Below are 24719 nucleotides of genomic sequence, written 5' to 3'. Positions count from 1 at the left end.
ACATTCTATATTTGCAATGCAAGAAAAATCATGCCATTTGCCTTTCATGACGAAACTAACCGACCATATTCGATTCGAAGATGCCCAGCGCCTTGCGTCCTCCGCAGCACTGTGGGAGCTTTTTGACGGTACGCGGGACCGGTTCAACATCGCCAACGAATGCATCGTTCGTCATGCAGACGGCTCGGGGCGAGCCGCCGTGCGTATTGCTCATGGCGACGGTGCAGATGAATTTCTCAGCTTTGATGTAATTGCTGCCGGCGCCGCCCGGTTCGCACACTGGCTGGACGCCAATGGCATAGAAAAGGGCGACCGGATCGCCTTCATGCTGGAGCCTTCCCTGCCCTTTTACATCTGCATGTTTGGCGCGATGCTGCAGGGCGCGATATCGGTTCCCCTGTTCACTCTGTTCGGGCCGGATGCGCTGCGCCTGCGGATCGGCGACTGTAATCCCAGCCTGCTCATCACCAATGATGAAAAATTCCCGATGGCCAGCGACATCGACGGCCTTCGCGTCATCATCGGCGACGAAGGTCTGCTCGCGGATATTGAGCAATTTGATACGTCCTATGAACCGCAGACCTCCGCAGATGACCTTGCCTGCTTTCAATATACCAGCGGCACCACGCGCGAACTGCCCGAGGCGGTCAAACATACGCACAAGGCAGTGGTGACGCTCATGTTTGCGGCCCTTTATGGTTCCGGCATACGTCCGGGGGATGAATTTTTCTGCCCGTCCAGTCCAGCCTGGGGGCACGGACTGTGGCACGGCACCCTCGCTCCGCTGGCGCTTGGTGTAACCACCGGCACCATGGGGCGAGGCAAGTTTGAAGCGGCGCGCTTGATGAAAGCGATGCAGGATTTCGGCATCAGCAATATGTCCGCCGCCGCCACCCATTACCGGATGATGATGAACACGGGACTGTCAAAGGACTATAGCTTCGCTATCCGTAAACTGTCCTACACCGGCGAACCGATCGACGACGCGACTCTCGAGTGGATTGACGAGACCTTCCACGTTCCCGCCTGTTCCATGTATGGCACGACCGAAATCGGTGTTGTGCTGGTCAACTATCCCGGAGCGGATGATTTTGCTGTCAAACCGGGCTCGCTTGGCAAACCGGTTCCCGGATTGCATCTGGAGGTGCGCCGGAGCGATGGTACACCGACCGATCCGGGCGAGATCGGCGAACTGATGCTCAAGAAGCGCGATGGCTGGCTTTCGACCAAGGATCGCGCCAAAATCGACGAGGACGGCTATTTCTATCATTGCGGCCGCGCTGATGACGTGATCATCTCTGCCGGCTGGACGATGAGCGCCGTCGAGATCGAGAACAGCATGCTCAAGCATCCAGACGTCAACGAATGCGCCGTGATTGGCGCGCCCGACGAAAAGCGCGGCCTGATCGTCAAGGCCTTTGTCATCTCTCCGCGCGAAGGTTCGGATGACTTTGTCAAGGAATTGCAGACCTTCACCCGTGAACGTCTGGCGCAACATGAATTCCCACGCATCATCGAATTTGTCGATGAAATTCCCAAAACCCCGGCGGGCAAGGTCAACCGCAAAGTCTTGCGGGACCGTGAAGCCTTAGCCGCCAATTGATCAAATAGGAGAAGAATAATGGCTACCCAACCAGAAGCGGAACAACGTTTTCCGAAGATTACCGAAGAAGGGCTTGCCGATCTGCGCAAGCGCATCGGCGTGAAAATCGAGAATACGGTCGAACCGTGGAACCATGAAGCCACGCGTGACGGCATCCGTCACTATGCCCATGGTATCGGCGACGACAATCCACTGTGGTGCGATCCGGAATATGCGGCAAAAACCAAATATGGTAAGATTGTCGCTCTCCCCAGCTTTCTCTTTTCGACCGACCGTATCGTTTCGGGCTATTGCGGCGGATTGCCTGGCGTACACGCCATGTGGGCAGGCGCCGACTGGACCTGGCACAAGCCGGTGTTCCGCGATGACACGATCACCACCGAAGCCCATCTGAAAGACCTGATCGAACATCAGACCCGCTTTGCCGGTCGCGCCTATCAGCAAATCTATCATGTAGATTTCTACAACCAGCATGGTGAAATGGTTGCCGAGTGCGACAGCTATGTGTTTCGGACCGACCGCGACGAAGCGCGCGAACGCGGTACCAAATATACCGACGTCAAGGGCAAGGTAGAACAGCTTACCGACGAGCAGATGCAGGAATGGTTCGACCTGTACCGCAACGAGGAAGTCCGGGGCGCTACGCCGCGCTATTGGGAAGATGTCAGCGAAGGCGACGAATTGCCACGCATGATGAAAGGCCCGATGACGGTCACCGGTTTCATCGGCTATGCGCAAGGCTGGGGCGGGCTCTATATCCGTACCAACAAGCTGCATTTCCAGCTGCTTGATGCTCACCCCGGACTGGGCATTCCCAATAAATTCGGCGTCCGTGATGTGCCGGAGCGGGTGCACTGGGACGATGATTTCGCGCGCGAAGTCGGAACCCCGGGTGCCTATGACTATGGACCGGAGCGCAACAGCTGGCTGACTCACCATGTCACCAACTGGATGGGCGACGACGGCTTTCTGAACAAGCACAAGTGCCAGATCCGCCGTCACAATCCCGATGGTGATGTTATCTTCATCGACGGCAATGTAATCCGCAAATATGAGGATGGTGGCAAGAAATATGTCGAGATCCAGCAGCGGGCGGAAACCCATCGTGGCGAATTGAGCGCTCTGGGAACGGCGATTGTAGAGCTGCCCAGCAAGGGCTGACAGCGGCGGCCAGCTAGTCGTCGAAGCCGGGGCAGCAACGCGCTGCCTTGCGCAACATGGCTGGCCAGAAGATATTGAGTGAGAAGCGCTGTGGGCTGTTCCAGTCCATGGCGCTTCCCGTTTTTGCGATGGCTTCGCTATCCGGCAGCCGCACATCCCGGCCGCATGCCAGGGCCCGTATTTGCGTCGTGCAGCACCATTCCAGCGTATAGATCCGGTAGAAGGCATCAGCGATAGTCGCGCCGACCGCCAGCGTCCCGTGGTTGCGCAGGATCATCAGGTTTTTCGTGCCCAGATCGCGTCGGAGCCGTTCGCGCTCGTTCTTTTGGGCGACCACGCCTTCGAAGTCATGATAGGCAATGTCGGAATGAATCAGCAGTGCGGTCTGGCTGAGCGGCAGGAATCCTTCTTCCAGCGCGGATACCGCCACTCCGTCATGCGTATGCAGATGGACCGCGCAGTTGATATCCGCCCGTGCGCCTAGCAGTCCGCTATGAACCGTAAATCCCGCGACGTTGAGTGCAGCGTCCGGCGGCGCAATCACATTGCCTTCCATGTCCACCCGGATCAGATTCGAAGCGGTAATTTCCTCGAACATCAATCCGAAGGGATTGAGCAGATAGCTGCCGTCCGGCAAGCGCGCCGAAAGATGCGTTGCGACATGGTCATCCCAGCCAAACAGGGCGATCAGCCGATAAGCCGCTGCCAGATTGCGGCGCAATTCCCATTCTTCAGGCGAGATATCGGTTTTGGTCATGGCCATTCCTTCGATCCGGTTCGCCCACAATCTTGCACAGGCAGACCAGCCTGCCCATCCGCTAATCCGGCTCCGTACAACGCCGGGGCGAATTTTCGTCCGGAGCCTAACATTATCGCCTTCCGGTGATAATTAGGTGACTGGATGGACAATCCGGCTCCCGAGCGGATGGAAGTTCCAGACCATCATCAGCATGCGGGCAAGCGTCTTGCCGGATAAAGGGCTATAATATCATGGAATTCTGGCAAAAATTTGTCGATCTCACCGGCGGAAACAGCAGTGTTTCGCTGTGGCTGGCCTTGTTTCTGGTGACCGGATTCGGCGTTGCCATCTGGCAGGGCTTTTTCACGGTACGCAAGATCCAGCCCAAAGGCTTCAAGTGGAAGACATTCCGTAATGAGGGTATTTTTGCGGTCATCAATCTCGTTGTTTCCGGATTGGTGCTCGGCGGGCTGACGACTTATCTCGTCAGCAGCGGCTTTATCGAAACCCGTTCCGGTCCGGTCACATGGTGGATGATGGCGCTGGAATATGCGCTCTATTTCTTTGCCTTCGACACCTGGTTCTACTGGCTGCATCGCTGGATGCACAAGGAGCCGATGTATAAATATATCCACAAAATCCATCACTATTCGACCTCCCCCAATCCGCTGACCACCTTGTCCGTCAGCCCGATCGAATCGCTGATCAACGGCGGCTTTGTTCCCTTGTTTCTGGCGGCGATCACGGTCCATGAGCAAACCATGATGCTGATCACTCCGACCAATATCATCATGGGTATATATGTTCACACCGGCTATGAATTTTTCCCACGCTGGTGGAACAAGAACTGGGCGACCAAATGGTTTATCACGACCACTTTCCACGACCATCATCACCGCTATTTCCGGTATAATTTTGGCGGCTATACAACCATCTGGGACCATATTTGCGGCACGGTACGCCCCAAATTCGATGCCGATTTCGAACGCATCACGACGCGTCGCAGCAAGAATGAAAAGGCAGTAGAACCCGCGACATAGAGCCCGTCAGCGGACCAGGCCCAACCGGTCTCTAAAGAAATCGGCCATCACATCGAAAGCCTCCCGCGATTCCGGCAGTTTCGGATCGTAGAAAAAGGCATGGCCGAGACCGTCCCAGACATGCAATCGCGCATCAACCGCTGCCTTGACCAGTTCCTTGTGGCTGTTGGTTGCGGCGCTCATCTCGAAGGCGCGGGTGCCGGTTACAAATAATGTCGGTGGAAATTGCTTCAGTGTTTCACGCGACAATATAGGCGAGGCGAGCGGTGAGTTCATATCCGCTTTCGGAATATATAGTCGTTCGGAATCTGCAACTGGCAATCCGGCAAATGGTCGACCAAAATGCCGGCTGTCACCAGCCCATCTGGCATCAGCACTGGCACAAAAAATGCCGATAGCTTTGGGCAGCGGCAGATTTTCCTTCAGAAACCAGGCCATGGATTGCGCCGCAAGCATGCCGCCGGCCGAGCAGCCAAATATGCCGATATTCTCCGGCAGATATGTTTTGAGCAGCTCACGATAAACGACCGCAACATCTTCGCTCGCTGCGGGGAACCGGTATTCGGGTGCCTGGCGATAGGTGATGCTGACAATCTTGATTCCTGCCAGCTTCGCCAGCGGGATCGATTCCAGCGAGCCTGTGCCTCCGGCATGGCCCATGACAAATCCGCCGCCCGGCAGGTTGAGCAGGATCTTGTCCTGATTTTCCTCGGGAATACCGCTTTCGGGTTCGAAAGTGACCGAACCGATACCGGCGATTGAACCCACCGCGGTCTTGACACCGTACAGACTTTTCAATTCATCGATCCGGGGCTTCATATATTGCGGGATCATCGCCCGCATTTCCCCCGCCTTGCCCGCCGCCAGCGCAGCCTGCAACGGCGCCTCGGCATCAACCACCTTGCGCGGCAATGCGGCTTTGGCCACTTCGCTGAGATATTCGGACGGCGGCAGTTCAAAGGATTGAACAATCACCGTTCCATCGCCCTTGATCCCGTCGGCTTGTTCGACCTCTGACGGCGGGGTTGTTATTTCCTGCTGGCTGGCCTGAGCAGGCATGGCGGCAAAGGAAGCAAGCATAGCAATTCTGGCGATTGTAAGATTTTTCATCCGGGCAATCGATCATTTTTTCCTGCCTATTGCAAACCGCCCGGGCGATATCGCAGTGTTACGGCTTCCGAATTTCTGCCCGTGGAACATATGATCGCGCTGAATATCCCGGGGAGAGAAAAAGTGCGCACCGATATCATCATGGCATTTCTTTTGACAACGACACTGACCAGCACTGCTCTTGCACAGCAAATTCCCGAAGACAGGCCAACATTCGATGAAAATGGTACGGTCAATGTTCCGGCCTTCCGCTTACCGCCTTCCAAACTCAGCAGTGAAGAAGCGCGCGAGGCACAGGCAATGCGGGGACGGATTCCGGTTGGCGCCATGACTTCCAACGAGAACCCGGATATCAAAGCCCGGCGGGCTCAGCTTGATCGCATGATGGGCCCCCGGGTCGAGCAGATGAAGGCGATATATCCCGTCAATATCGAAGAAAGCACGATTGGCGGCGTCCAAGTGCGAATCATAACACCCAAAGACGGCGACTTTGATCCGGACCGCGTCCTCATCAACCTTCACGGCGGGGCATTCACCGTGTGCTGGGACAGCTGTTCGCTGGTCGAGTCCCTGCCCATTGCTTCGCTCGGCAAATATAAGGTCGTGAGCGTCGATTACAGAATGGCACCGGAGAACAGACATCCTGCAGGGGTAGAGGATGCCGCCGCTGTGTACCGCAAACTGCTCAACAGTTATCAAGCCGAGCATATCGGTGTGTTCGGCTGTTCGGCCGGCGGCGGATTGACGGCGCAACTCGCGGCCTGGCTTCCGGCCAACGGACTGCCGCAAATGGGCGCTGCGGGTATTTTCGGGGCTGGCGGCGTGCGCTTCCAGTCCGGTGATTCCGCTTATGTCACCGCAAAAACCGATGGCAGTTTCCCCGGACCCGCTGAAGACGGAACCCTGGAAATAGACATGACGCGCGGCTATTTCGACGGTTCCGATCTGGATGACCCGGTCCTGTCTCCTGCGCTTCATCCCGATGTGATCAGAATCTTCCCACCCACGCTGATCACCACCGGAACGCGCGCCATGGACTTGAGCCCGGCGATCTACACCAATAGCCAGCTTCTGAAGGCAGATGTGGAATCAACATTGATCGTCGGCGAAGCGATGGGTCATTGCTATCAATATAATCCGGCCTTGCCGGAATCCCGGGACGCTTATGCAGCGACCGTGAAACATTTTCGCAAGCATCTGGATTAGTCCCAGATCGTATTTTTCCTAGGCTGGCTTGCCTGTGTCGCCTGCCATGGCGGCGGCAAGCAGCGGCCTGGCATCGCGGATCGGATCGGCCCCATCCCAATTGGCCGCCGCCTCGTGCATCGCATCGAACCAGGAATCGAACATGCCGGGCCTGACAAACTGGAACAATATCGGATTGTCCATGCCGACCGGCTCGCAATAAATTTCAATGGTTTCGCCGGTTGACGGATTGCGGAACTCCTGCACGATCTGCAGCGGCTTTCCTTCGGCCTCCATCGTCGCCAGCGTCTGTTCGAAATCTTCCGATACATAGGCGATATGGTGCAATCCACCGTGGGGATTGCGTTTCAGAAATTCGCCATAGGCCGATTGCTGCTCACCATGGGGAGAGATAAGCTCGATACAGCTGTCACCGGTGTAGAAAAATGCCACCGACATGCTCAGCGGATGTTCTTCGCCCCGATAGATGCCTGCATTGCCGGTGCTTTCCATGACGAAGCAAGGGCCGATCCCGCCCGCCTGAAATCGCTTCAACGCGGCATCGAAATCCGGATAGACATAGGCCTGATGAATGGCCGGGCCGAGAATTCTGCTCATGCAATGCGCTCCCCAATATACGCCAGGCGCCGCCTGACGAAGCTACCGTTCCTATTCCGGATCGCTCCAGACCGATGTCATCGCGCGCGGGCTGAGATATTTTGTCCGGGTCCAGCCACCGTCTACGACGATCGACTGACCATTGATCATTTCGCCACCCGGCGAGCAGAGAAAGGCGATCGCGCTTGCAATATCCCCGGTCTCGGCAAGCCGGGGATAAGGGGTGGTCTCGACATTTGCCCGTTTGAAGGCTTCGTCTTCAAACCGATGCCGGACCATTTCGGTCATCGTCACACCCGGCGCGACACAATTTGAACGGATACCCTGTGGCCCATATTCCACCGCCATATGCTCGGTCAGCGATTTGAGGCCGCCCTTGGCTGCCGAATAAGGGCCGCCACGCCGCCCGCCGATCATCGCATAGGTCGAGGTGACGTTCACAACACCGGAACCCGGCCGCATATGCCCGATTGCTTCCCGGCACAGGCGGAACGGGGCGCGGAGCATTACATCGAGGAACCGGTCGAGCGTTGCGTCATCCGTGTCATGGAGCGGTGTCGGACTGCCAAGGCCGGCGTTGTTGATCAGAAAATCAATCCGCCCGAACCGGTCAAGCGCGGTCTGAACGATCTGCGAAGGTCCATCATCGGCCGTGACATCGACCGAAAGCGTAGCCAGTCGATCGCTGCCCCCCACTTCCTGCGCAAGAGTCGCCAGCTTGCTCTCGTCGCGCCCGATGCCGACAATCGCCATGCCGGCGTCATGCAGCATTTTTGCTGTGGCGAGCCCGATGCCGCTGCCGGCGCCGGTGATGATTGCTACTTTCGCTGTCTGGTCAGACATCAGAGATCATATTCCATGATCTGGCCGTCGAAATTATGCGCCAGCGTCTGCGTTGCTTCGGCCAGCTTGTCCGGGTCGGCACCACGCAAATGGCCATCGATGATCCGGTTGTAATTGCTGATCATCCCTTCAATGCCCTTGCCCAGCCGCATGAAATCAAAGCCCTCCGCGTGCAGCCCCTGTTGCTGGATCGGAATGTTCGAATAGTCCTGCTTCGGGATGGTCGGGAAATCCTCGCTGTCATAAGGCAACATAGTGGGCTCGCTCACCGTCTGGTGATTGTCGCTTTCGGCAAAATTAGTGAGTGACCAGAGTTCGAACAGGCATTCCTCCGGACCCAGCGGACGAATCCGGTAAGCCGAAGCGCTGCTCATGGTCGGGAGCACGAAATAATGCGGGAAGATGAATTCGACGGCCTGCACCGGATGCGATTGGGCGACGGCATTGAGATCAGGAATATCCTCGCCGCGCGCGCGCAATTGTTCGACCACCTGATGCTGCACGATGCCGTACCACATCGGAATGGCGACCGCCGGATCCTCGGGCAGATCGACTTCCAGCAACTGCCCGGCGATATCCACCTCTTTCTGGTGGAGCATGCCGGCCATGCCCTCGTTGAGCAATTTCATATGCTCGTACTGGGCATGAACATTTTCGCGCACCGAAAGACTGGGGTTGATCGGCAATCCGATCCCCCCGGTGTCCATGCCATATAAGGTATTGTAAAGTTGCGGCAGCATCCGCTGGAGCTGCGGATGGGTACGCATCACATGATAGCCTTCCATGAAGGCCTCCATCGCGGTCTTCCAGTTTGCGGGCAGTTTCGTGGCATACCACCATTCGGCGCGCTGCTTGTCCATGCCCCGCATCTCGAGTTTCTCGAGCATCGGACCGATGCTGTCGCGCAGCGATGGCGCATCGTCATCAAAATTGATGAAGGCGCAGCCGATCGCGGTTTCCACGCGGCAGCCGCGCAGCGCCAGATCGCCTTGCTCCAGCTGTTCCTCGCTGAAGAAATGCTTGCCGTAGACGAAGGTGTTTTCCCCCTCGAGATTCCAGCGCCAGCCGTGGAAGGGGCAGATGAAACCGGCCGATTTGCAATTGCCCGCTCCGCCCGGCGCGGCAACCGGAACACCGCGGTGGCGACAGGCGTTGTGAAAGGCCTTGATGCCCTCCTTCGCCCGCACCACGATGACCGACTTGCCGAGATTCGAATATTCGACCCAATCGCCGACATTTTCGAGCTGCTCGAGCCGGGCCGCCATCTGCCAGACATGCGGCCAGAGCTTCTCGTTCTCGAGCTTGTAGAAATCCTCGTCATAATAGCGTTTCGACGGAATCCGTTCCGGATCGGTCACTGCGAAGGGAATCTGGTGCAAGCTTGCTGGATCTGCATCTGCCATTGGTACAACCTCTCGAGACTTGAATTGCTTTGGTTAGCGCTAAACTTATCTGGCTCGATCAAAAAGCCCTTAGGAAGAAAAGCGCGCTGGCGATGCTGAATTCAGGCGGATGACAGTTCATCGCGCAACTGATGTTTGAGCACTTTGCCTGCTTCATTCTTTGGCAAGGCCTCGCGCAATTCCACCCGTTCGGGATATTTGAATTTTGCCACGCCAAAGCCGGATAGAAATTTGGCCAGATCCGACACCGTCGGCTCCTTGCCCTCGCACGGCACGATGACCGCGCAGGCTTTCTCGCCGGTCCGCGGATCGGCTATGCCGACAATGGCAATTTCGGCAATATCCGGGTGATTGACCAGCAGATCCTCGATCTCCTTCGGCGCAATATTCTCGCCATTGCGGATGATCAGATCCTTGATCCGGCCGGTCACCACCAGATGGCCGGTTGCGGTAAATTCGCCCTGATCGCCGGTCCGGTAAAAGCCCTGTTCGTCGAAGGCCGCTGCCTCATCCTCAACGTGCAGATATCCGGCCAGCATCTGGGGACCATAAGCGCGAATTTCATTGGCTTCACCCAGAATGACCTGCGCTATGCCCGGCCTGCCGTCGGTATCGGCCGCTTCGGCCATGCCGCGTTCGGTCAGCGAACCGACGGTTGTCACCGGCACTTCGGTCGAACCATAGACTCGCGAAACCCGGGCTTTTTCGAAATGATTGCAGGCTTCGATGATCAGCGACGGCGGGACCGATGCGCCGCCACAGATGAAGACCTTGAGATCGGGCAACCGGGTCTCGGCGGCGCGCGCTGCATCCAGCAGTTGCTGGAGAAAGGGCGTGGCACCGGCCATATGGCTGATCCGCTCCGCCAGCATGATCGGCACTGCCGCGCTCGCGTCCCATTTGTCCATCAGCACTGCCCGCGATCCAAGCAGCAGCGGTGCCTCGAACGCGTAAATGGAGCCGCCAATATGGCTTATCGGTGACGGGACCAGAAAGGAGTCGCCCGGCTCGACCAGCCAGTGCTCGCCGATCTGCATCAGCAGCGCGTGCAGGCTGTTGTGGGTGTGGAGAACACCCTTGGGGCGTCCCGTGGTGCCGGATGTATACATCAGCATCCGTACGTCGTCAGGCGAGATATCCGGCAATAGCAGCGTGCCATTTTCTTCGAGCAGATTGTTGAAGCTGGTCAGGTCGCCGGCTTCTCCGCGGACAAGCACGGCCTCGGGAGGCGCCTCCATGTCCGGGAGGACACGGCGCAACATATCGGCATATCCATAGCCGCGGAATTGATCCGGGATGAAAATCATCCGCGTGTCTGCGTCGGCCAGAATGAAGCGGAGGTCATGATCGCGTAGCGATGGCAGGACCGGATTGGCGACCATGCCCGCCATGGTTGCGGCATGATAGATGACTGCCGCCTCGTGCCAGTTGGGGAGCATGAACGATATCACGCTGCCCTGGGGCATCCGGCTCTGCATCGCTGCGGCCAGCAACCGGGCTCTGGCCAGAAGCTGCGAAGCCGTCAGGGACATATCGCCGTCGACCAGCAGAACCCGGTCCGGCGTCTCGCTGGCGGCGCTCGCAAGGGAATCGGCAAGCGTGGTCTTGACCCACAGGCCGTCGCGATAGGCTTTCTGCGTCAAATCCTCGTCCGAACGGATGGACCAGCGGCCGGCCTGGCGTCTCTTTACAATCGTCACCTTTTCACTTCTCCCTTGGGTGCCTGATAGCCTATTCTGATGCAATGGAACTACCCGGCGATCGACAATCGCCCGAGCGATAGCATGACCGAGGCCGTGCCTTGGACTGGACCCGCCGGGATGTCGGGATTAGGCCATGAAAATGTCCGGAAAACGGCTATCGACCGGACAGGAAATTGCACAGAAGGAATTCACGTCATGCCACTCAGCGGAAAAACAGCGGTCGTCACTGGCGCAGGATCGGGCATCGGTCGCGCCATTGCGGAGCGATTCGCCAAGGAAGGCGCTGCGGTTGGCGTGTGGGATTTGAATGGCGATGCCGCTGAGGAAACCGTCAAACTGATTACCGATGCTGGCGGCAAGGCGCTGGCGGTCACGGCTGATTGTTCGGTGGAAGCGGAGATCAAGGCAGCGGCCGACAAAACCAGGGCGGCATTTGGCCCCATCAGCATATTGGTGAATAATGCCGGGATTGCGCCGTTCACCCCCTATCTCGATATCGACGAGGAACTGTGGGACCGGGTCATTCGTATCAACCTGAAAGGCCCGCATCTCTGCACCCGCGAAGTGCTGCCGGAAATGCTGGAAGCCGGCTGGGGACGAGTGATAAATATCACCTCATCCTCGACTCAATCGGGCTCTTTCGCTCAAGGCCATTATGTTTCATCCAAGGGCGGTCTGCTCGGCATGACCAAGGCGCTTGCCCTGGAATTTGCCGCGAGCGGCGTGACCTTCAACATGGTGCCGCCGGGGTTCATCGACACGCCAATGTTGCGAGCCTCACCGGTCGATGTCGAAGCCTATTCGCAGACCCTGCCGATGAAACGGCCCGGTACCGGACAGGAAATGGCAGCGGCCTGTGCCTATCTGGCGTCGGATGATGCGGGCTATGTCACCGGCCAGACAATCAGTGTGAATGGCGGACGCTATATGGGCTCTGCCTGAACTTGCGATCAGATTTTTGTTTCAACAGGATTGGACCAAATATGTCAGTGGTAGAAAAAAGCCGGCTCAGAAGCGAGGAAATCAAGCCGAAAATCGGCAGCCGCATTGTCAATTCCAAGGAAGAATTGCTGTCCGGCGAACTGTCTGATGAAATCAATGCCCTGCTCGAACATCGCGGCGTGCTGATTTTCCCGGAAATCAATTTCACGGATGAGGAGCAGCTGCAGTTCACCGGCCTGCTCGGCGGCGTGGCAAAGGAAATCCGCGGCGAACAGGTGTTCAAGGTCTCGCTCGACGAGAAGGTCAATGACAGGGTGGCCGAATATCTTAAAGGCTCCCTCTACTGGCATATCGACGGGACCATGAATGAAATTCCGATTCGCGCCTCCATGCTGACCGCCAAGGTGCTGTCGCCCGAGGGCGGAGATACCGATTTCGCCAATACCGCGACATCATATGAAGATCTGGATGAGGCAACAAAGGCAAAAATTGCCGACCTGCGCGTGGTCCATTCGCTGTGGCGCTCGCAGCTATACCATACGCCGGAACCGACCATGGAACAGCTGGAAGACTGGCAGTCCAAGGGCGAAGCCGAATTACCCCTGGTCTGCACCAGCAAATCCGGCCGCAAGTCCATAGTGCTCGGCAATACCGCGCATTATGTGAAAGATGTGGACCCCAAGGAAAGCTATCGCATTCTTCACGGACTCCGCGAATTTTCGACGCGCGAGCCCTATAATTACACGCATAAGTGGACGGTAGGCGATACCGTCATCTGGAATAACCGAACGTCCCTGCACCGTGCGACCCCTTATGATCCGGCTTCCGGACGGATGATGCATCGCACGATATTGCCGGGCGTAGAAGCATGGGAGAATTGACAATGACCACTACAACGCAGACCCAACTGAACCAGGAAGAAATCAAGCCCGCAATCGGCAGCCGCATTCTCAACACGAAGGAGGAATTGCTTTCCGGTGACATTGCCGGTGAAATCCGCGACCTGCTTGAAGCGCGCGGCGTGCTGGTGTTTCCGCAGATCAATTTCACCCCCGAAGAGCAGGTCGCTTTCACCAAGACGCTGGGCACTTTCGCGCCCGAAGGCGATGACGAGGGAGTGACCAAAATCACCCTGGATGTGAAGGAAAACCCGCAATCGGCCGAATATCTGAAGGGCTCGCTCTATTGGCATATTGACGGCACCCGCAACGAAGTTCCGATCCTTGCCTCGCTTCTGAGCTGCAAGGTTCCGTCACCGAAGGGCACCGGAAATACCGGCTTTTCCAATACTTATAGCGCCTATGATGCGCTTCCGGACGAGACGAAGGCAGAGATAGACGATCTGCACGTTCTGCACGCACCCTGGGCCTCCCTATTCTATTATAGTCCGGAGCCAGCGCTGGCGATGCTGAAAGGCATGCAGTCGATTGGCGAAAAGGAATTGCCGCTGGTCTGGGAACATGCGTCGGGTCGCAAATCCCTGGTGCTCGGCTGCACAAGCCATCATGTCATCGGCGTCGATCACCAGAAGAGTGCCGAGATCATTCATGGACTGCGCGAATGGGCAACCGGTCCCGAATTTACCTACAGCCACGAATGGGAAGTCGGCGATCTGGTGATCTGGGACAATACCGGGACCATGCACCGGGCCGAAGCCTATGATCCCGAATGCGGGCGGATGATGTTGCGCACCAAGCTGGAAGGCGAAGAGCCCTGGGCCAGCTAGGCCAAGGGCCAATCACGCATCCGTGGTTGCATTACTTGCGTGAGCGCGGCGCGCCCATGCCCATGTAGCGTGACAGATTGAAATGCAGGCTGGCAATGGAGCGCTCCATATAGGGATTGGGCTGCGCACCCCGGAAGCCGACATTTTTCATGCCTTGCTGCACTGCGGCCATATTGTTGAAATCCTGCTGCAGAACAGGAGGCCAGTCGTCCGGCTTGGTATATTCCCATTCGGTTTCAGGCGCTTCGCCCTCGGGGTATAATTCATATACCGCGGCCTCGAAATAGCATTTGTCCGGATCGCCCTGATAGGGACGCGCATTATAGCAAAGCATGTTGTTGACCGCGTGGCCGATCTGGAAACTCGGAAATATCTGCCAGGCGGTGCCGGCCTTTGCCGTATGTTCGGGGGTAACATTCGCCCAGGCAACGCCGCGGGCTGCATCTTCCTCGCGAGCCGTTCTGATCCAGTAGGCCGAAACCTCTGCGGCGGGTGTACCCTCGGGCACTTCATCTTTCAGCCGGTTGGCCACTCCGACCAGCGTCTCGGTGGTGTTGGTATTGGCGTTTTCCCAGGTGAAATTCTGCATCTCGGCGGTCGAGATACGCGGATCTTCACCCGTGCCGAGGCGCAATTTTCCAGAATCCTCCTCAAGGCCCTTGGGTGCTTCATAGCCGATATTGGTATGGAGACCATGATTGCGCGCCCAGCCGCGAAACTGGCCAAAGGCATTGAACTCCGGATGGGTGGTCGAAACATGATAGGTTTCGGCAAAGGCCTCCATCGCAACCTTCCAGTTGCAGTCGAAGACGACCCATTTGCGCCAGCGGGGACGCATGTTTTGCAACCCATAAGGATCGAGCATTTCAGGCACCACGCCGAGATAGTCCGCCAGGGAGCTACATTCCGGATCGAGATTGATCCAGATCCAGCCGCCCCATGTGCCGACGCTGACCTTGCCGAGATCGGCGCGGCCCTCGCATAGTGATCCCTGCCAGTCGTCCTCATGCTCGATATAGCTATTCTCTCCGTCCAGCCCGAAGGTCCAGCCGTGATAGCCGCAGATGAAATTCTTGCGCGTGCCGCGGGCATTGCGCTTGCCCGGCGGGGTATCGACAAGCCGCCGGCCGCGATGGGGGCAGACATTATGATAGGCAGAGAGCTCACTCTCTCCCGACTTGACGATGATTACCGAATCCGGTCCGATTTCATAGGTGATGAAGTCGCCGACCTCGTGCAGATCTTCCATCCGCCCTGCCTGCAACCAGGTTTTCCGGAACAGACGGTCCTGTTCGGCGGCAGCATATTCGGGTGAAATATAGGCCTCGACCGGAATGACGACCGGTTTTTCCAGCTGGTCGGCATTGTCAATTTTTTTGCTCGTTTGGTCCATCATCAAATACCTATGTCACATTGCTGCAGGAAGCTCCCTTCCTTCGACGGCAATGTGCGGCAAAGGCCTTTGCTTCACAAGCAGCAGACACAAGATAATCGCCCCGGCGAAAGTATCGCTGATCAGCGAATGCAACCTTGCAATCTTCGGGATGCAGGGCCTAGCCTGATTGCGGAAAATGCGGAGGGATCGAGATGGGCGTTCTGGAAGGCAAGGTCGCAATCGTGACCGGTGCAAGCCGTGGCATTGGCAAAGGGATTGCCATCGCGCTCGCCGCTGAAGGGGCGACTGTCTATGTTACCGGCCGGACCGTCAATGATGGCGATCATGACTTGCCCGGCACGGTTGGCCAGACCGCAGCGGAATGCACCGCGCGCGGCGGCAAAGGGGTTGCCGTTGCGGTCGATCATAGCGACGACGAGCAGGTGGCGGCCCTGTTTGACCGGGTGAGCGCAGATCACGGACGGCTCGACATCCTCGTCAACAATGCCTTCGCCCTGCCCGATGACCTGACCGATCCCGGTGGGTTCTGGGAAAAACCGCTGTCGAACTGGCAAATGGTCGACGTCGGTGTCCGGTCCAATTTTGTCGCAGCATGGCATGCCGCCAAGATCATGGTGCCACAGGGTTCGGGTCTGATCGTGGCGATTTCCGGCTATGTCGGTGTCTCCTATACCTACGGTACGATTTTCGGCACCTGCAAATCGGCTGTCGACCGAATGGCGCGCGATATGGCGGTGGAACTGAAACCCCATGGAGTCTCGTCCCTGTCGATCTGGCAGGGGCTGACCCTGACCGAGCGCGCGATCCGCAATCTGGCCAATATTCCGGGTCTCGAAGGACGCGCCGCAACCCGTCCGGAAGATGCCTGCACCCCTGAATTTCCCGGCAGAGTGATTGCGGCGATGGCGAGCGACCCGGAGATCGTGAAACGGAGCGGCGGCACATTTATCACGGCCGAACTGGCACAGGAATATGGCATCACCGACATCGATGGCCGGACTATCCCCAGCCTGCGCGCCACGCGCGGATCACCGATCTGGGAACCGGTTTAAGGAGAGAGACATGAATGAATTGCGTTATGATGACAGGGTAGCTGTGATAACCGGAGCCGGCCGGGGACTGGGCCGGTCCTATGCCCTCCTGCTCGCTTCGCGCGGAGCAAAAGTGGTGGTCAATGACAATGGCAGCGCCGCACGGGGCGATGAAATCGTCGCCAATCCGGCACAGGATGTCGTGGATGAGATTGTGGCTGCGGGCGGTGAAGCCATAGCCTGCACCGAAAGCGTCGCGACACCCGAAGGCGCACAGGCAATCATCCAGTGCGCGATCGACAACTGGGGCCGTATCGATATCCTGATCCACAATGCCGGCAATGTCCGTTATGGGACCATTGCCGAATTGAGCATCGACGATTTCAATGCCGTCACCGACGTGCATTTCAAGGGCGGCTTCTATCTCGCGAAGGCGGCAATGCCGCACATGATCGAAGGCCAATATGGCCGGGTGGTGCTGACCACATCGTGCAGCGGCCTTTACGGCAGCCAGACCACGGTCAATTACGGCATGTCCAAGGCCGGGCTGATGGGGCTCAACAATGTTATCGCGCTGGAAGGCGGCGAACATGGCATCCGGTCGAACACGATTGTTCCTGCTGCGGTCACCCGCATGGCCGATGGTCTCGATACCAGTGCCTATCCGCCGATGGAGCCGGAACTGGTGGCGCCGATGGTCGCATGGCTATGCCATGAAAGCTGCACGCTGTCCGGCGAGCATCTTGTTGCCGCCGCCGGCCGGATGGCCCGCGCCTTTACCACCGAAAGCAAGGGTGTGTTCCATTCCAGCTGGTCGATCGAACAGGTGGCCGAAGAAATTGACGCGATCCGCGACCCGTCCGAACAGTGGACCTTCCCGCCCTACCCCAGCGGCATGGCTGACCATCTCGGCAAGAGCTTTGAATGGGCCTTCAAGGGGGAGGAATGAGAATGGACGAAAAACGTCTCCAGACCCTGATCGACCGGCAGGATATATTGGATTGCCTGACCCGTTTCAGCCGCGGCATCGATCGACTGGATCGGGAGATCTTCCTGTCCGCCTTCCACGAGGACGCCACCATCGCAGCCGGCCCCTTTGTCGGCGCTCCGTCGGCGCTTTGCGACTGGTCCTTCGCCATGCATGAAGAGATGCAGATCCTCACCCAGCATAATCTGCTCAATCACACATGCGAAATAGACGGCGATACGGCGCATAGCGAAACCTATTATATGTTCGTTGCGCGCAACAAGGACGAGACGGTCTGGCTTGCCGGAGGGCGCTATGTTGACCGGCTGGAGCGCCGCGATAACGCGTGGAAAATCGCACTGCGCTCCAACGCCATTGAATGGTCGGTCGCGCCCGACGCCATGCCCGTTCCCTTTGGCGATCTGCCGGGGATCGATCTCAACGGGAAAAGCGAACGATCGAGGGCGGACATTTCCTATATCCGTCCGCTGACCAACAAGCGCGAGCCGAGCATTCCCGGCGGATAAAAGCGCTTATTCGCCTTTCCACTCGGGCTTGCGTTTTTCCGAGAAAGCGCGCGGGCCTTCCTGCGCATCATGGCTGGTATAGGTCAGTTCATGCGCCGCCCGCGCCGCCTGGAGCGCCGCGCTGCGGCCCATTTCAGTCGCCAGCATCACCGTTTCGCGCCCGGCCTTTACCGAGAGCGGTGCGCCTTCGAGAACCTCTTTCGCCAGTTCCAGCGCCGTTGCCATCAACGCATCCGGTTCGGCAATGCGGTTGATCAGCCCGATTTCATAGGCGCGCTGCGCTGTGACCGGTTTTCCGGTCAGGATGATCTCCATCATGATCCGCTGCGGGATCATGCTGATCAGCGGTGCCGCCCAAGGAGATCCGCGTCCGACCTTCACTTCGGTGATCGCAAATCTGGCAGAACTGCTGGCGACACAAAGGTCGCAGGCCTGGGCAATCATCCAGCCGCCGGCAAAGGCAACGCCGTTGACCGCAGCAATGGTCGGCTTCGACAGTTCAATATTGTCATAGGGGACGGGAAACATGTCGCGCGGCGGGATCTGCAGCCCCTTGTCGACCATCTCCTTCAGATCGCCGCCGGCGCAAAAGGCTTTTTCTCCGCTACCGGTCAATATGGCAATGCGCATTGCATCATCATTTTCGAACCGTTCCCAGGCGGCAAAGAGACCTTCCCGGACTTCGCGGCTGAGACAGTTGCGCTGGTCGGGCCGGTTGATCGTAATGATGGCAATGCCGTCTTCTCGTGCATCAAACAGGACTGCATCGTTCATTTCAATATCCCCTTGCGCTTATGATGTGCGCCTCGCGATCCAGTTCCTCGCGGAAATCGGGATGCGCAATGGCGACCAGCCGCCGGGCGCGTTCTGCAAGAGGCTGTCCTTTCAGTTCGGCCGACCCATATTCGGTCACGATCACGTCGACCTCAGTCCGCGCCGTGGTCACCGGGCCCGAGAGCTTGCTCACGATCTTGCTGAGCGTGCCGCCCTTGGCGGTTGCCGAAAGCGCGGTGATGGCCGCTCCGCCCGGCGAGCGGGCGCCGGCGCGGACAAAATCGACCTGTCCGCCGGTGCCGCCAAGATAGGCCGCGCCGCTCTGCTCGGCATTGACCTGCCCGGTCAGATCGACCTCGATCGCCGAATTGATTGTCACCAGCCGCGAAAGCTGCGCCAGAACGGCGGCATCGTGGGTGTAGCTGGTGGCACACATGCGGATCGCGGGGTTTCTGTCCGCCCAGTCATAGAGGCGCCTGGTGCCGATCAGCGCGCCGTTGATCGAGATGCCCTGATCAATTTCCTTGCGCGCGTTGGTCAACACCCCCGCTTCAGCAAGATCGACCAGGCCGTCGCCGAGCATTCCGGAATGTACGCCGAGATCCCTGCGGTCGTGCAGGAGCCGCAAAATGGCATCCGGCACCGCGCCGACGCCGGTCTGGATGACCGAACCGTCACCGATATATTCGGCGCAATGGCGGGCAATTTTCTCGTCCAGTTCGCTGATTGTCGCTGGTCGTACTTCGACCGGGCAGCGGTCCACCGGGACGGCGACATCAATGTCCGATCCAGCCACCGTTTCGCCGGGCGTGAACGGCACCTGCTGATTGATCTCGGCGATCACCAGACGCGCCTTGTCCACTGCGGCACCGACATAGTCGCTGATGAGGCCGCAACTGTGATCGCCCTTTTCATCGGCCGGACTCAGCTGGACCATGGCGACGTCGCAGGGGATGATTCCGGCGGCAATCAGCGGCGCGACCTGACTGACGTGAACGGGAATGACCTGCAGCTTGCCGATTTTGGTCATGGATCGGAGCGCGCCGATCGCGCCCATGCTGGAAAGCGCGAAACTGTCGACAGTATCGGCGTTGAAAAGGCCTGAAAAACTGGTCGCGATGAACAGTTTGAGCCCGTCAACATGGCGGCCCTGCTTGATCAGCGCCTCCAGCAACGTAGTTGGTTCACCGCAAGCCTGCCCCATGACGATGGCATCGCCGGGCTTTAACAGGGCCGTCAGGTCGAGCTGCTCTGGTGTGATATTCCGGCTCATTCGCCCTCGACCTGTGCCAGCAATTGCTGCGCCCGGGACAGATAGGGCCGGTCCAGCATCCCGCCCTTGTAGCCGATGGTGCCGACACCCGGGTTTGCGGCAAAGAGCGCGACGATTTCGCGGGCCTCGGATATTTCTTCCTCGCTTGGCGTGAACGCATCATTGATGACATCGACCTGAGCGGGATGGATCGCCAGCATGCCGCGATAACCGTCGCGCCGGACGCCTTCGGCCCGGAGGCGCAGCTTGTCGAGGTCACGGAAGTCGCCCTGAATGGTCTCGATCGGGGTTACCCCGGCCTTGGACGCGCCGAGCAGGCACATGCTGCGCGCCAGTTCGTAGGTGAAGCTGTAACTGCCGTCGGCATTGGTGTTGGAGCTGGCGCCGATCGAATCGGCCAGATCCTCCGCCCCCCAGGTCATCGCGATGACTCGCGGCGCCCCCTTGAAATCGCCGCAATGGAACATGCTTTCGGCGGTCTCAGTCACCAGGATGATCACCGGGGTCGTGCCCCGCTCGATGTCATTGGCGACTTCAAGCGCCTCGAGATATTTGTCGAGCGCCTCGACATCCTGCCGACCGTAGACTTTGGGTAGCATGATGCCGCCGGGACGACCTGGCATCACCGCAGCCAGATCAGCCAGCGTATATGGCCCGTCCAGCGGATTGACGCGCACGAATATGCGATTTCGGTTGTCCGGGTTTGCGAGGAGAAAATCCCGCACCATTTGCCGCGCCATCGGCTTGTTTTCATTCACCACCGCGTCTTCCAGATCGAATATGACGATATCGGCGGGGCAATGCGTTGCCTTGGCCATTTTCTTTTCGCTGTCACCCGGCGCAAATAGCCATGAACGCATTTTCATCGGAATATCGTTGGACATTATCTTTGCTTTCGTTCGGGTCAGTAGGATTTTGGCAGTTCGAGAACCCGCTCGGCGATATAGTTCAGGATCATGTGCGGGCTGATCGGTGCGGTACGCGGGATCAGCACTTCGCGCAAATAGCGTTCGAGATGATATTCCTTGGCATAGCCCATACCGCCGAGCGTCAACATAGCGGTATGACATGCTTCAAACCCGGCTTCGGCGGCAAGATATTTGCCGGCATTGGCTTCCACGCCGCATTCCAGGCCCGCATCATATTTGGCCGCGCCCTGCATCACCATCAGATTGGCCGCCTCGACCTGGGCCCAGCATTTTGCCAGTGGGTGCTGGATGCCCTGGTTCATGCCGATCGGCCGGTCGAACACAATGCGTTCCCGCGCATATTTGGCGGCTCTCTGGATCGCGACCCTGCCGAGTCCGACCGCCTCTGCCCCCAGCAATATCCGTTCCGGATTGAGGCCATGCAGGATGATCTTGAACCCGTCGCCTTCGCCGCCAATCCGGTCCTCTTCGGGAATGAACAGGTCGTTGATGAACAGCATGTTCGAGCCCACGGCATGACGGCCCATCTTCGGGATCAGCCGGGTTTCGATCTTTGCCTTGTCGAGATCGGTATAGAATAGCGATAGCCCCTGGGTTTTGCGTTCGACCTCCTCAATCGGGGTCGTGCGGGCAAGCAGCATGATCTTGTCCGCGACATGCGCATTGGTGATCCAGATTTTCTCGCCATTGACGCGATAGCCGCCCGCTTCGCGGACAGCACGGGTCTTGAGCTTCGTCGTGTCGAGACCGACATTGGGTTCGGTGACACCAAAGCACATCTTCTGCTCGCCGTTGAGCACCGGCGGGATCATCCGCTGCTGCTGCTCTTCGGTGCCGAAGCGCGCGATCGGTTCCAGACTGAACACGGGACCGTGAATGCTTGACGCCGCCGACATCCCGCCGCCGGATTCCGATACCGCCTGCATCATGACCGCCGCCTCGGTTATGCCCAGCCCTGCCCCGCCAACGGATTCGGGCATGGCAATACCAAACCAGCCGGCATCGGCCATTGATTTGTGAAACTCGAACGGAAACTCGCCGCTTTCATCATGTTCAAGCCAATAATCGTCGGGAAATTGCGAACAATGTTTCAATACTGAATCACGAATTTCCGTCTGCGAATCGTTCAAGTCAAAATCCACGGCAGGGTGACCTTTTCTGAGAGTAATTTCGTCACGATGGTTAGCAGCCGGTCCGGCCAGCCACAATCAGCTGTTGTCCCGATATCGGCCCGGCGAAGTAGTGCAGCATTGGAATTGCGCCCTCGATCATCTAGCCCCTTGGTGAAAAGAGAGAGATGATGACGAGCAAAAAAGACCATGGCGGACCGTTGACGGGAATTCGCGTTGTCGACCTTACAAGCATGGTCTTCGGCCCCTATTGCACGCAGATCATGGCCGATATGGGCGCCGATGTCATCAAGATCGAACCGCCGGGAGGCGACCAGACCCGCTACATCAATGCTGGCCCGGCACCGGGACTTGGCGGGGTGTTCGTCAACGTTAATCGCGGCAAGCGGAGCATCATGCTCGACTTGCACGACGAGAAGGACAAGGCAGCCTTGCGCAAGCTGATCGAAGGCGCGGATGTCTTCATCCACTCGATGCGCGGCAAGGCGATCGCCCGGATCGGCTTCGACTATGCCGCGGTCAGCGCGATCAAGCCGGATATCATCTACAGCAATTGCTATGGCTATGGCCGGCGCGGACCGGATGCAGACCTGCCCGCCTATGACGACACGATCCAGGCCGAATGCGGTCTCACCCATGTTCAGGGACTGATGACCGGCGACCCCGATTTTGTCGCGACGATCATGGCGGACAAGGTGGCGGGACTGACCGCGCTTTATGCGACGATGATGGCCCTGTTCCACCGTCAACGCACCGGCGAAGGACAGGAAGTTGAAATCGCGATGTTCGAAACCATGGCCAGCTTCATGCTGGTCGAACATGCCAGCGGAAAATTGTTCAACCCGGAACTGGGGCCGGCCCATTATCACCGGGTGGTCTCTCCCAACCGCAAACCCTACAAGACCAAGGACGGCCATATCGCCGCGCTGGTATATAATGACCGGCACTGGAACGCCTTCATCAACGCTGTCAAACCGGAATGGAACAAGCCCGAATATGCGACGCTGGAATTGCGCGCCAAGCAGATTGACCGGATCTACGGCTTGCTCGGCGAGACATTTGCCACACGCACCACGCAAGAATGGCTGGACCTGCTCCGCGAACTCAATATTCCTGCTGCCCCATTGCGCACCACCGATGAACTGTTCGACAATCCCCATCTGAACGCGACCGGCTTTTTTGAAACCGTACCCAGCGACTACGGAGACATTCGCTATCCGGGAGTCCCAACGTGGTTTTCCAAGACACCGGGCAAAGTTGCAGGGCCAACCCCGTCGCTCGACGAGCATGGTGATGAAATATTGAACGAAATCGGTCTGACCGGCACCAGCCGGAACTAGGATAATATAAACTGGCGCGAAGAGGAAATCATCATGCAGGACCATAATATTTCCGCCCGGCAGGAATGGCGCGCCGGATATACCGTGCCGCTGGCAGCGGCTCTGGGATATGCCACCAGCGTCATTCATATCTATGGCCTGGGCGCCTATATCAAACCGATCAGCGACACGTTCGGCTGGTCGGTTACCCAGACAACTTCCGGACTGACGATCGCGACCCTGATCCAGGCCGTATTGAGCATACCGATCGGATTTCTGGTGGATCGTGTCGGCCCGCGCCTGCTGGGTGTCATCGGGGTTTTGCTGACTGTGGCGGCTTTCGCTCTGCTGGGCACAGCCACAGGCAGTCAGGCCAATTGGTATCTGCTGTGGATCGTCATGGCCTGTGCCACCTTGCCGGTCCAGGCGACCATATGGACCAGTGCCGTGGCCTCCCGCTTCGAAGCATCGCGAGGACTCGCGCTGGCGCTCACGCTTTGCGGCGCATCGGTCGCTGCTGCGCTATTCCCCTATCTGGGCACGCGCCTGATCGCCGCTTACGGGTGGCAAAATGCTTTCGCTATTCAGGCCCTGATCTGGGGCGCTGTCGCATTTCCGGTCATTCTGCTGTTTTTCCGCCATTCGCGTGACATCAAACATCCCGAAGACGCGCCCGTCCCCGTCGAGAAAGCGCTCGAGGGCACAGGTTTTATGGAAGGATTGCGTTCTACCGTCTATCTTCGCCTCCTGATCGCCAGCCTGCTTTTCACCTTCACGATCATTGCTCTCGTGGTCCATTTCCTGCCGATTCTGCAGGCCGGCGGCATCGACGCGATCCGGGCGTCCGAGATCGCGGCCCTGATCGGGCTATTCTCTATCGCCGGCCGGCTCGGTACCGGACTTCTGCTTGACCGGTTCCGGGCGTCCTTGGTCGGCGCGGCCGTCTTCCTGCTGCCGGTTGCCGGCTGCATGCTGCTCGTCTCTTTCGGATCCAGCACAATGGCGGCGATGCTTGCCGCCTCGCTCATTGGCCTGACATTGGGCGCGGAAATTGACGTGATCGTCTATCTCACCACCAAACATTTCGGACTGAAGAGTTTTGGCGCCCTATATGGCGGCCTGCTCGCGTCTCTTTCGATCGGTACTGCGACCGGTCCGCTCGGCGCCGCGCATGTTTTCGACGAATTTGGCAGCTATGACAATTTTCTGTGGCTGACCGTCGGCTTCATGGTGGCAAGCAGCCTCGCATTGCTCAGCCTGCCAAAACCTGCATTCGGCGCGAAATAGGCAGTTACGGCGC

At 58.2% G+C, this 24719-nt stretch carries 23 protein-coding genes; 12 read left to right on the top strand and 11 right to left on the bottom strand.

Annotated features, from left to right (window positions below):
• Window positions 1-46: 46 nt before the first annotated feature.
• Both AZE99_RS00685 and AZE99_RS00680 read left to right on the top strand, forming a co-directional pair.
• On the top strand, window positions 47-1603 hold the full coding sequence (locus AZE99_RS00685; RefSeq protein ID WP_067197034.1) for an acyl-CoA synthetase: 1557 nt from the start codon (window positions 47-49) through the stop codon (window positions 1601-1603).
• Window positions 1604-1621: 18 nt separating this feature from the next.
• Entirely contained in the window at window positions 1622-2764 is a 1143-nt protein-coding gene (locus tag AZE99_RS00680; RefSeq protein WP_067197031.1) for an FAS1-like dehydratase domain-containing protein, read from the top strand.
• Between the two features lie 13 nt (window positions 2765-2777).
• On the opposite strand, the gene AZE99_RS00675 is transcribed toward AZE99_RS00680, so the two are convergent.
• Window positions 2778-3521, bottom strand: coding sequence for a class II aldolase/adducin family protein (locus tag AZE99_RS00675; protein WP_231862654.1), 744 nt, complete (start codon window positions 3519-3521; stop codon window positions 2778-2780).
• A 233-nt stretch (window positions 3522-3754) separates the two neighbouring features.
• Here AZE99_RS00675 and AZE99_RS00670 point away from each other — a divergent pair, with 233 nt between their 5' ends.
• Window positions 3755-4543, top strand: coding sequence for a sterol desaturase family protein (locus tag AZE99_RS00670; protein ID WP_067197026.1), 789 nt, complete (start codon window positions 3755-3757; stop codon window positions 4541-4543).
• 6 nt (window positions 4544-4549) lie between these two features.
• Here AZE99_RS00670 and AZE99_RS00665 read toward each other — a convergent pair whose 3' ends face one another.
• Window positions 4550-5653 carry an alpha/beta hydrolase fold domain-containing protein gene (locus AZE99_RS00665; RefSeq protein WP_067197023.1) on the bottom strand — a complete coding sequence of 368 codons (1104 nt, stop codon included), beginning with the start codon at window positions 5651-5653 and terminating at the stop codon, window positions 4550-4552.
• Window positions 5654-5776: 123 nt separating this feature from the next.
• Between AZE99_RS00665 and AZE99_RS00660 the strand changes: the two genes are divergently transcribed.
• Window positions 5777-6859: an alpha/beta hydrolase fold domain-containing protein gene (locus tag AZE99_RS00660; protein ID WP_231862653.1), complete on the top strand. Its 1083-nt coding sequence runs from the start codon at window positions 5777-5779 to the stop codon at window positions 6857-6859.
• A gap of 18 nt (window positions 6860-6877) precedes the next feature.
• On the opposite strand, the gene AZE99_RS00655 is transcribed toward AZE99_RS00660, so the two are convergent.
• The 4 genes from AZE99_RS00655 to AZE99_RS00640 all read right to left on the bottom strand — a co-directional run bounded on the left by AZE99_RS00655 (window position 6878) and on the right by AZE99_RS00640 (window position 11402).
• Window positions 6878-7456, bottom strand: a complete 579-nt coding sequence (locus tag AZE99_RS00655) for a VOC family protein (RefSeq protein ID WP_067197021.1) — start codon at window positions 7454-7456, stop codon at window positions 6878-6880.
• Between the two features lie 51 nt (window positions 7457-7507).
• Window positions 7508-8299, bottom strand: coding sequence for an SDR family NAD(P)-dependent oxidoreductase (locus AZE99_RS00650; protein ID WP_067197018.1), 792 nt, complete (start codon window positions 8297-8299; stop codon window positions 7508-7510).
• The gene (locus AZE99_RS00645; protein WP_067197016.1) at window positions 8299-9702 is read right to left on the bottom strand and encodes an aromatic ring-hydroxylating oxygenase subunit alpha; all 1404 of its coding nucleotides are present in this window, start codon (window positions 9700-9702) and stop codon (window positions 8299-8301) included. The genes AZE99_RS00650 and AZE99_RS00645 overlap by 1 nt, the downstream gene beginning before the upstream one ends.
• A 101-nt stretch (window positions 9703-9803) precedes the next feature.
• A complete protein-coding gene (locus AZE99_RS00640) occupies window positions 9804-11402 on the bottom strand; it encodes an AMP-binding protein (protein ID WP_197460219.1) in 1599 nt (532 codons plus the stop codon).
• A 198-nt stretch (window positions 11403-11600) separates the two neighbouring features.
• Between AZE99_RS00640 and AZE99_RS00635 the strand changes: the two genes are divergently transcribed.
• The 3 genes from AZE99_RS00635 to AZE99_RS00625 are packed head-to-tail and all read left to right on the top strand — an operon-like array spanning window position 11601 to window position 14073.
• Window positions 11601-12347 (top strand): SDR family NAD(P)-dependent oxidoreductase, encoded by a 747-nt coding sequence (locus tag AZE99_RS00635; RefSeq protein WP_067197014.1) that lies wholly within the window; start codon window positions 11601-11603, stop codon window positions 12345-12347.
• A gap of 41 nt (window positions 12348-12388) precedes the next feature.
• Complete coding sequence (locus AZE99_RS00630) at window positions 12389-13228, top strand: TauD/TfdA dioxygenase family protein (protein ID WP_067197012.1); 840 nt, start codon at window positions 12389-12391, stop codon at window positions 13226-13228.
• 2 nt (window positions 13229-13230) lie between these two features.
• A complete protein-coding gene (locus AZE99_RS00625; RefSeq protein ID WP_067197009.1) occupies window positions 13231-14073 on the top strand; it encodes a TauD/TfdA dioxygenase family protein in 843 nt (280 codons plus the stop codon).
• A gap of 31 nt (window positions 14074-14104) precedes the next feature.
• Here the strand turns inward: AZE99_RS00625 and AZE99_RS00620 are convergent, their stop codons facing one another.
• Complete coding sequence (locus AZE99_RS00620) at window positions 14105-15466, bottom strand: aromatic ring-hydroxylating oxygenase subunit alpha (RefSeq protein WP_067203127.1); 1362 nt, start codon at window positions 15464-15466, stop codon at window positions 14105-14107.
• A gap of 194 nt (window positions 15467-15660) precedes the next feature.
• Between AZE99_RS00620 and AZE99_RS00615 the strand changes: the two genes are divergently transcribed.
• From AZE99_RS00615 to AZE99_RS00605, 3 genes are read left to right on the top strand one after another with little or no spacing between them, the layout of a single operon-like run.
• On the top strand, window positions 15661-16521 hold the full coding sequence (locus AZE99_RS00615; RefSeq protein WP_067197006.1) for an SDR family NAD(P)-dependent oxidoreductase: 861 nt from the start codon (window positions 15661-15663) through the stop codon (window positions 16519-16521).
• 10 nt (window positions 16522-16531) lie between these two features.
• The gene (locus AZE99_RS00610) at window positions 16532-17449 is read left to right on the top strand and encodes an SDR family NAD(P)-dependent oxidoreductase (protein ID WP_067197004.1); all 918 of its coding nucleotides are present in this window, start codon (window positions 16532-16534) and stop codon (window positions 17447-17449) included.
• A 2-nt stretch (window positions 17450-17451) separates the two neighbouring features.
• On the top strand, window positions 17452-17994 hold the full coding sequence (locus AZE99_RS00605) for a nuclear transport factor 2 family protein (RefSeq protein ID WP_067197001.1): 543 nt from the start codon (window positions 17452-17454) through the stop codon (window positions 17992-17994).
• A 6-nt stretch (window positions 17995-18000) separates the two neighbouring features.
• On the opposite strand, the gene AZE99_RS00600 is transcribed toward AZE99_RS00605, so the two are convergent.
• The 4 genes from AZE99_RS00600 to AZE99_RS00585 are packed head-to-tail and all read right to left on the bottom strand — an operon-like array spanning window position 18001 to window position 22100.
• Window positions 18001-18768: an enoyl-CoA hydratase/isomerase family protein gene (locus tag AZE99_RS00600; RefSeq protein WP_067196998.1), complete on the bottom strand. Its 768-nt coding sequence runs from the start codon at window positions 18766-18768 to the stop codon at window positions 18001-18003.
• Between the two features lies 1 nt (window position 18769).
• On the bottom strand, window positions 18770-20041 hold the full coding sequence (locus AZE99_RS00595) for an acetyl-CoA hydrolase/transferase family protein (protein ID WP_067196996.1): 1272 nt from the start codon (window positions 20039-20041) through the stop codon (window positions 18770-18772).
• Entirely contained in the window at window positions 20038-20925 is an 888-nt protein-coding gene (locus tag AZE99_RS00590) for an HpcH/HpaI aldolase/citrate lyase family protein (protein WP_067196993.1), read from the bottom strand. Before AZE99_RS00590 ends, AZE99_RS00595 begins: the two co-directional genes overlap by 4 nt.
• Window positions 20926-20945: 20 nt before the next feature.
• Window positions 20946-22100 (bottom strand): acyl-CoA dehydrogenase family protein, encoded by a 1155-nt coding sequence (locus AZE99_RS00585; protein ID WP_231862651.1) that lies wholly within the window; start codon window positions 22098-22100, stop codon window positions 20946-20948.
• A 170-nt stretch (window positions 22101-22270) separates the two neighbouring features.
• On the opposite strand from AZE99_RS00585, the gene AZE99_RS00580 reads away from it, so the two are divergent.
• Window positions 22271-23440, top strand: a complete 1170-nt coding sequence (locus AZE99_RS00580; protein WP_067203125.1) for a CaiB/BaiF CoA transferase family protein — start codon at window positions 22271-22273, stop codon at window positions 23438-23440.
• Window positions 23441-23473: 33 nt separating this feature from the next.
• A complete protein-coding gene (locus tag AZE99_RS00575; protein WP_067196989.1) occupies window positions 23474-24706 on the top strand; it encodes an MFS transporter in 1233 nt (410 codons plus the stop codon).
• Window positions 24707-24719: the final 13 nt, after the last annotated feature.

This window comes from Sphingorhabdus sp. M41, assembly GCF_001586275.1.
Taxonomy (GTDB): domain Bacteria; phylum Pseudomonadota; class Alphaproteobacteria; order Sphingomonadales; family Sphingomonadaceae; genus Parasphingorhabdus.
Note: the sequence above shows the minus strand (reverse complement) of the source record. Positions and strands in the feature narration are given on the sequence as shown.

What these genes read in the sequence shown, in the direction of transcription:
- AZE99_RS00685 (WP_067197034.1), top strand. Translation starts at nt 47, where the DNA reads ATGACGAAACTAACCGACCATATTCGATTCGAAGATGCCCAGCGCCTT.
- AZE99_RS00680 (WP_067197031.1), top strand. Translation starts at nt 1,622, where the DNA reads ATGGCTACCCAACCAGAAGCGGAACAACGTTTTCCGAAGATTACCGAA.
- AZE99_RS00675 (WP_231862654.1), bottom strand. Translation starts at nt 3,521, where the DNA reads ATGACCAAAACCGATATCTCGCCTGAAGAATGGGAATTGCGCCGCAAT.
- AZE99_RS00670 (WP_067197026.1), top strand. Translation starts at nt 3,755, where the DNA reads ATGGAATTCTGGCAAAAATTTGTCGATCTCACCGGCGGAAACAGCAGT.
- AZE99_RS00665 (WP_067197023.1), bottom strand. Translation starts at nt 5,653, where the DNA reads ATGAAAAATCTTACAATCGCCAGAATTGCTATGCTTGCTTCCTTTGCC.
- AZE99_RS00655 (WP_067197021.1), bottom strand. Translation starts at nt 7,456, where the DNA reads ATGAGCAGAATTCTCGGCCCGGCCATTCATCAGGCCTATGTCTATCCG.
- AZE99_RS00650 (WP_067197018.1), bottom strand. Translation starts at nt 8,299, where the DNA reads ATGTCTGACCAGACAGCGAAAGTAGCAATCATCACCGGCGCCGGCAGC.
- AZE99_RS00645 (WP_067197016.1), bottom strand. Translation starts at nt 9,702, where the DNA reads ATGGCAGATGCAGATCCAGCAAGCTTGCACCAGATTCCCTTCGCAGTG.
- AZE99_RS00635 (WP_067197014.1), top strand. Translation starts at nt 11,601, where the DNA reads ATGCCACTCAGCGGAAAAACAGCGGTCGTCACTGGCGCAGGATCGGGC.
- AZE99_RS00630 (WP_067197012.1), top strand. Translation starts at nt 12,389, where the DNA reads ATGTCAGTGGTAGAAAAAAGCCGGCTCAGAAGCGAGGAAATCAAGCCG.
- AZE99_RS00625 (WP_067197009.1), top strand. Translation starts at nt 13,231, where the DNA reads ATGACCACTACAACGCAGACCCAACTGAACCAGGAAGAAATCAAGCCC.
- AZE99_RS00620 (WP_067203127.1), bottom strand. Translation starts at nt 15,466, where the DNA reads ATGGACCAAACGAGCAAAAAAATTGACAATGCCGACCAGCTGGAAAAA.
- AZE99_RS00615 (WP_067197006.1), top strand. Translation starts at nt 15,661, where the DNA reads ATGGGCGTTCTGGAAGGCAAGGTCGCAATCGTGACCGGTGCAAGCCGT.
- AZE99_RS00610 (WP_067197004.1), top strand. Translation starts at nt 16,532, where the DNA reads ATGAATGAATTGCGTTATGATGACAGGGTAGCTGTGATAACCGGAGCC.
- AZE99_RS00605 (WP_067197001.1), top strand. Translation starts at nt 17,452, where the DNA reads ATGGACGAAAAACGTCTCCAGACCCTGATCGACCGGCAGGATATATTG.
- AZE99_RS00600 (WP_067196998.1), bottom strand. Translation starts at nt 18,768, where the DNA reads ATGAACGATGCAGTCCTGTTTGATGCACGAGAAGACGGCATTGCCATC.
- AZE99_RS00595 (WP_067196996.1), bottom strand. Translation starts at nt 20,041, where the DNA reads ATGAGCCGGAATATCACACCAGAGCAGCTCGACCTGACGGCCCTGTTA.
- AZE99_RS00590 (WP_067196993.1), bottom strand. Translation starts at nt 20,925, where the DNA reads ATGTCCAACGATATTCCGATGAAAATGCGTTCATGGCTATTTGCGCCG.
- AZE99_RS00580 (WP_067203125.1), top strand. Translation starts at nt 22,271, where the DNA reads ATGACGAGCAAAAAAGACCATGGCGGACCGTTGACGGGAATTCGCGTT.
- AZE99_RS00575 (WP_067196989.1), top strand. Translation starts at nt 23,474, where the DNA reads ATGCAGGACCATAATATTTCCGCCCGGCAGGAATGGCGCGCCGGATAT.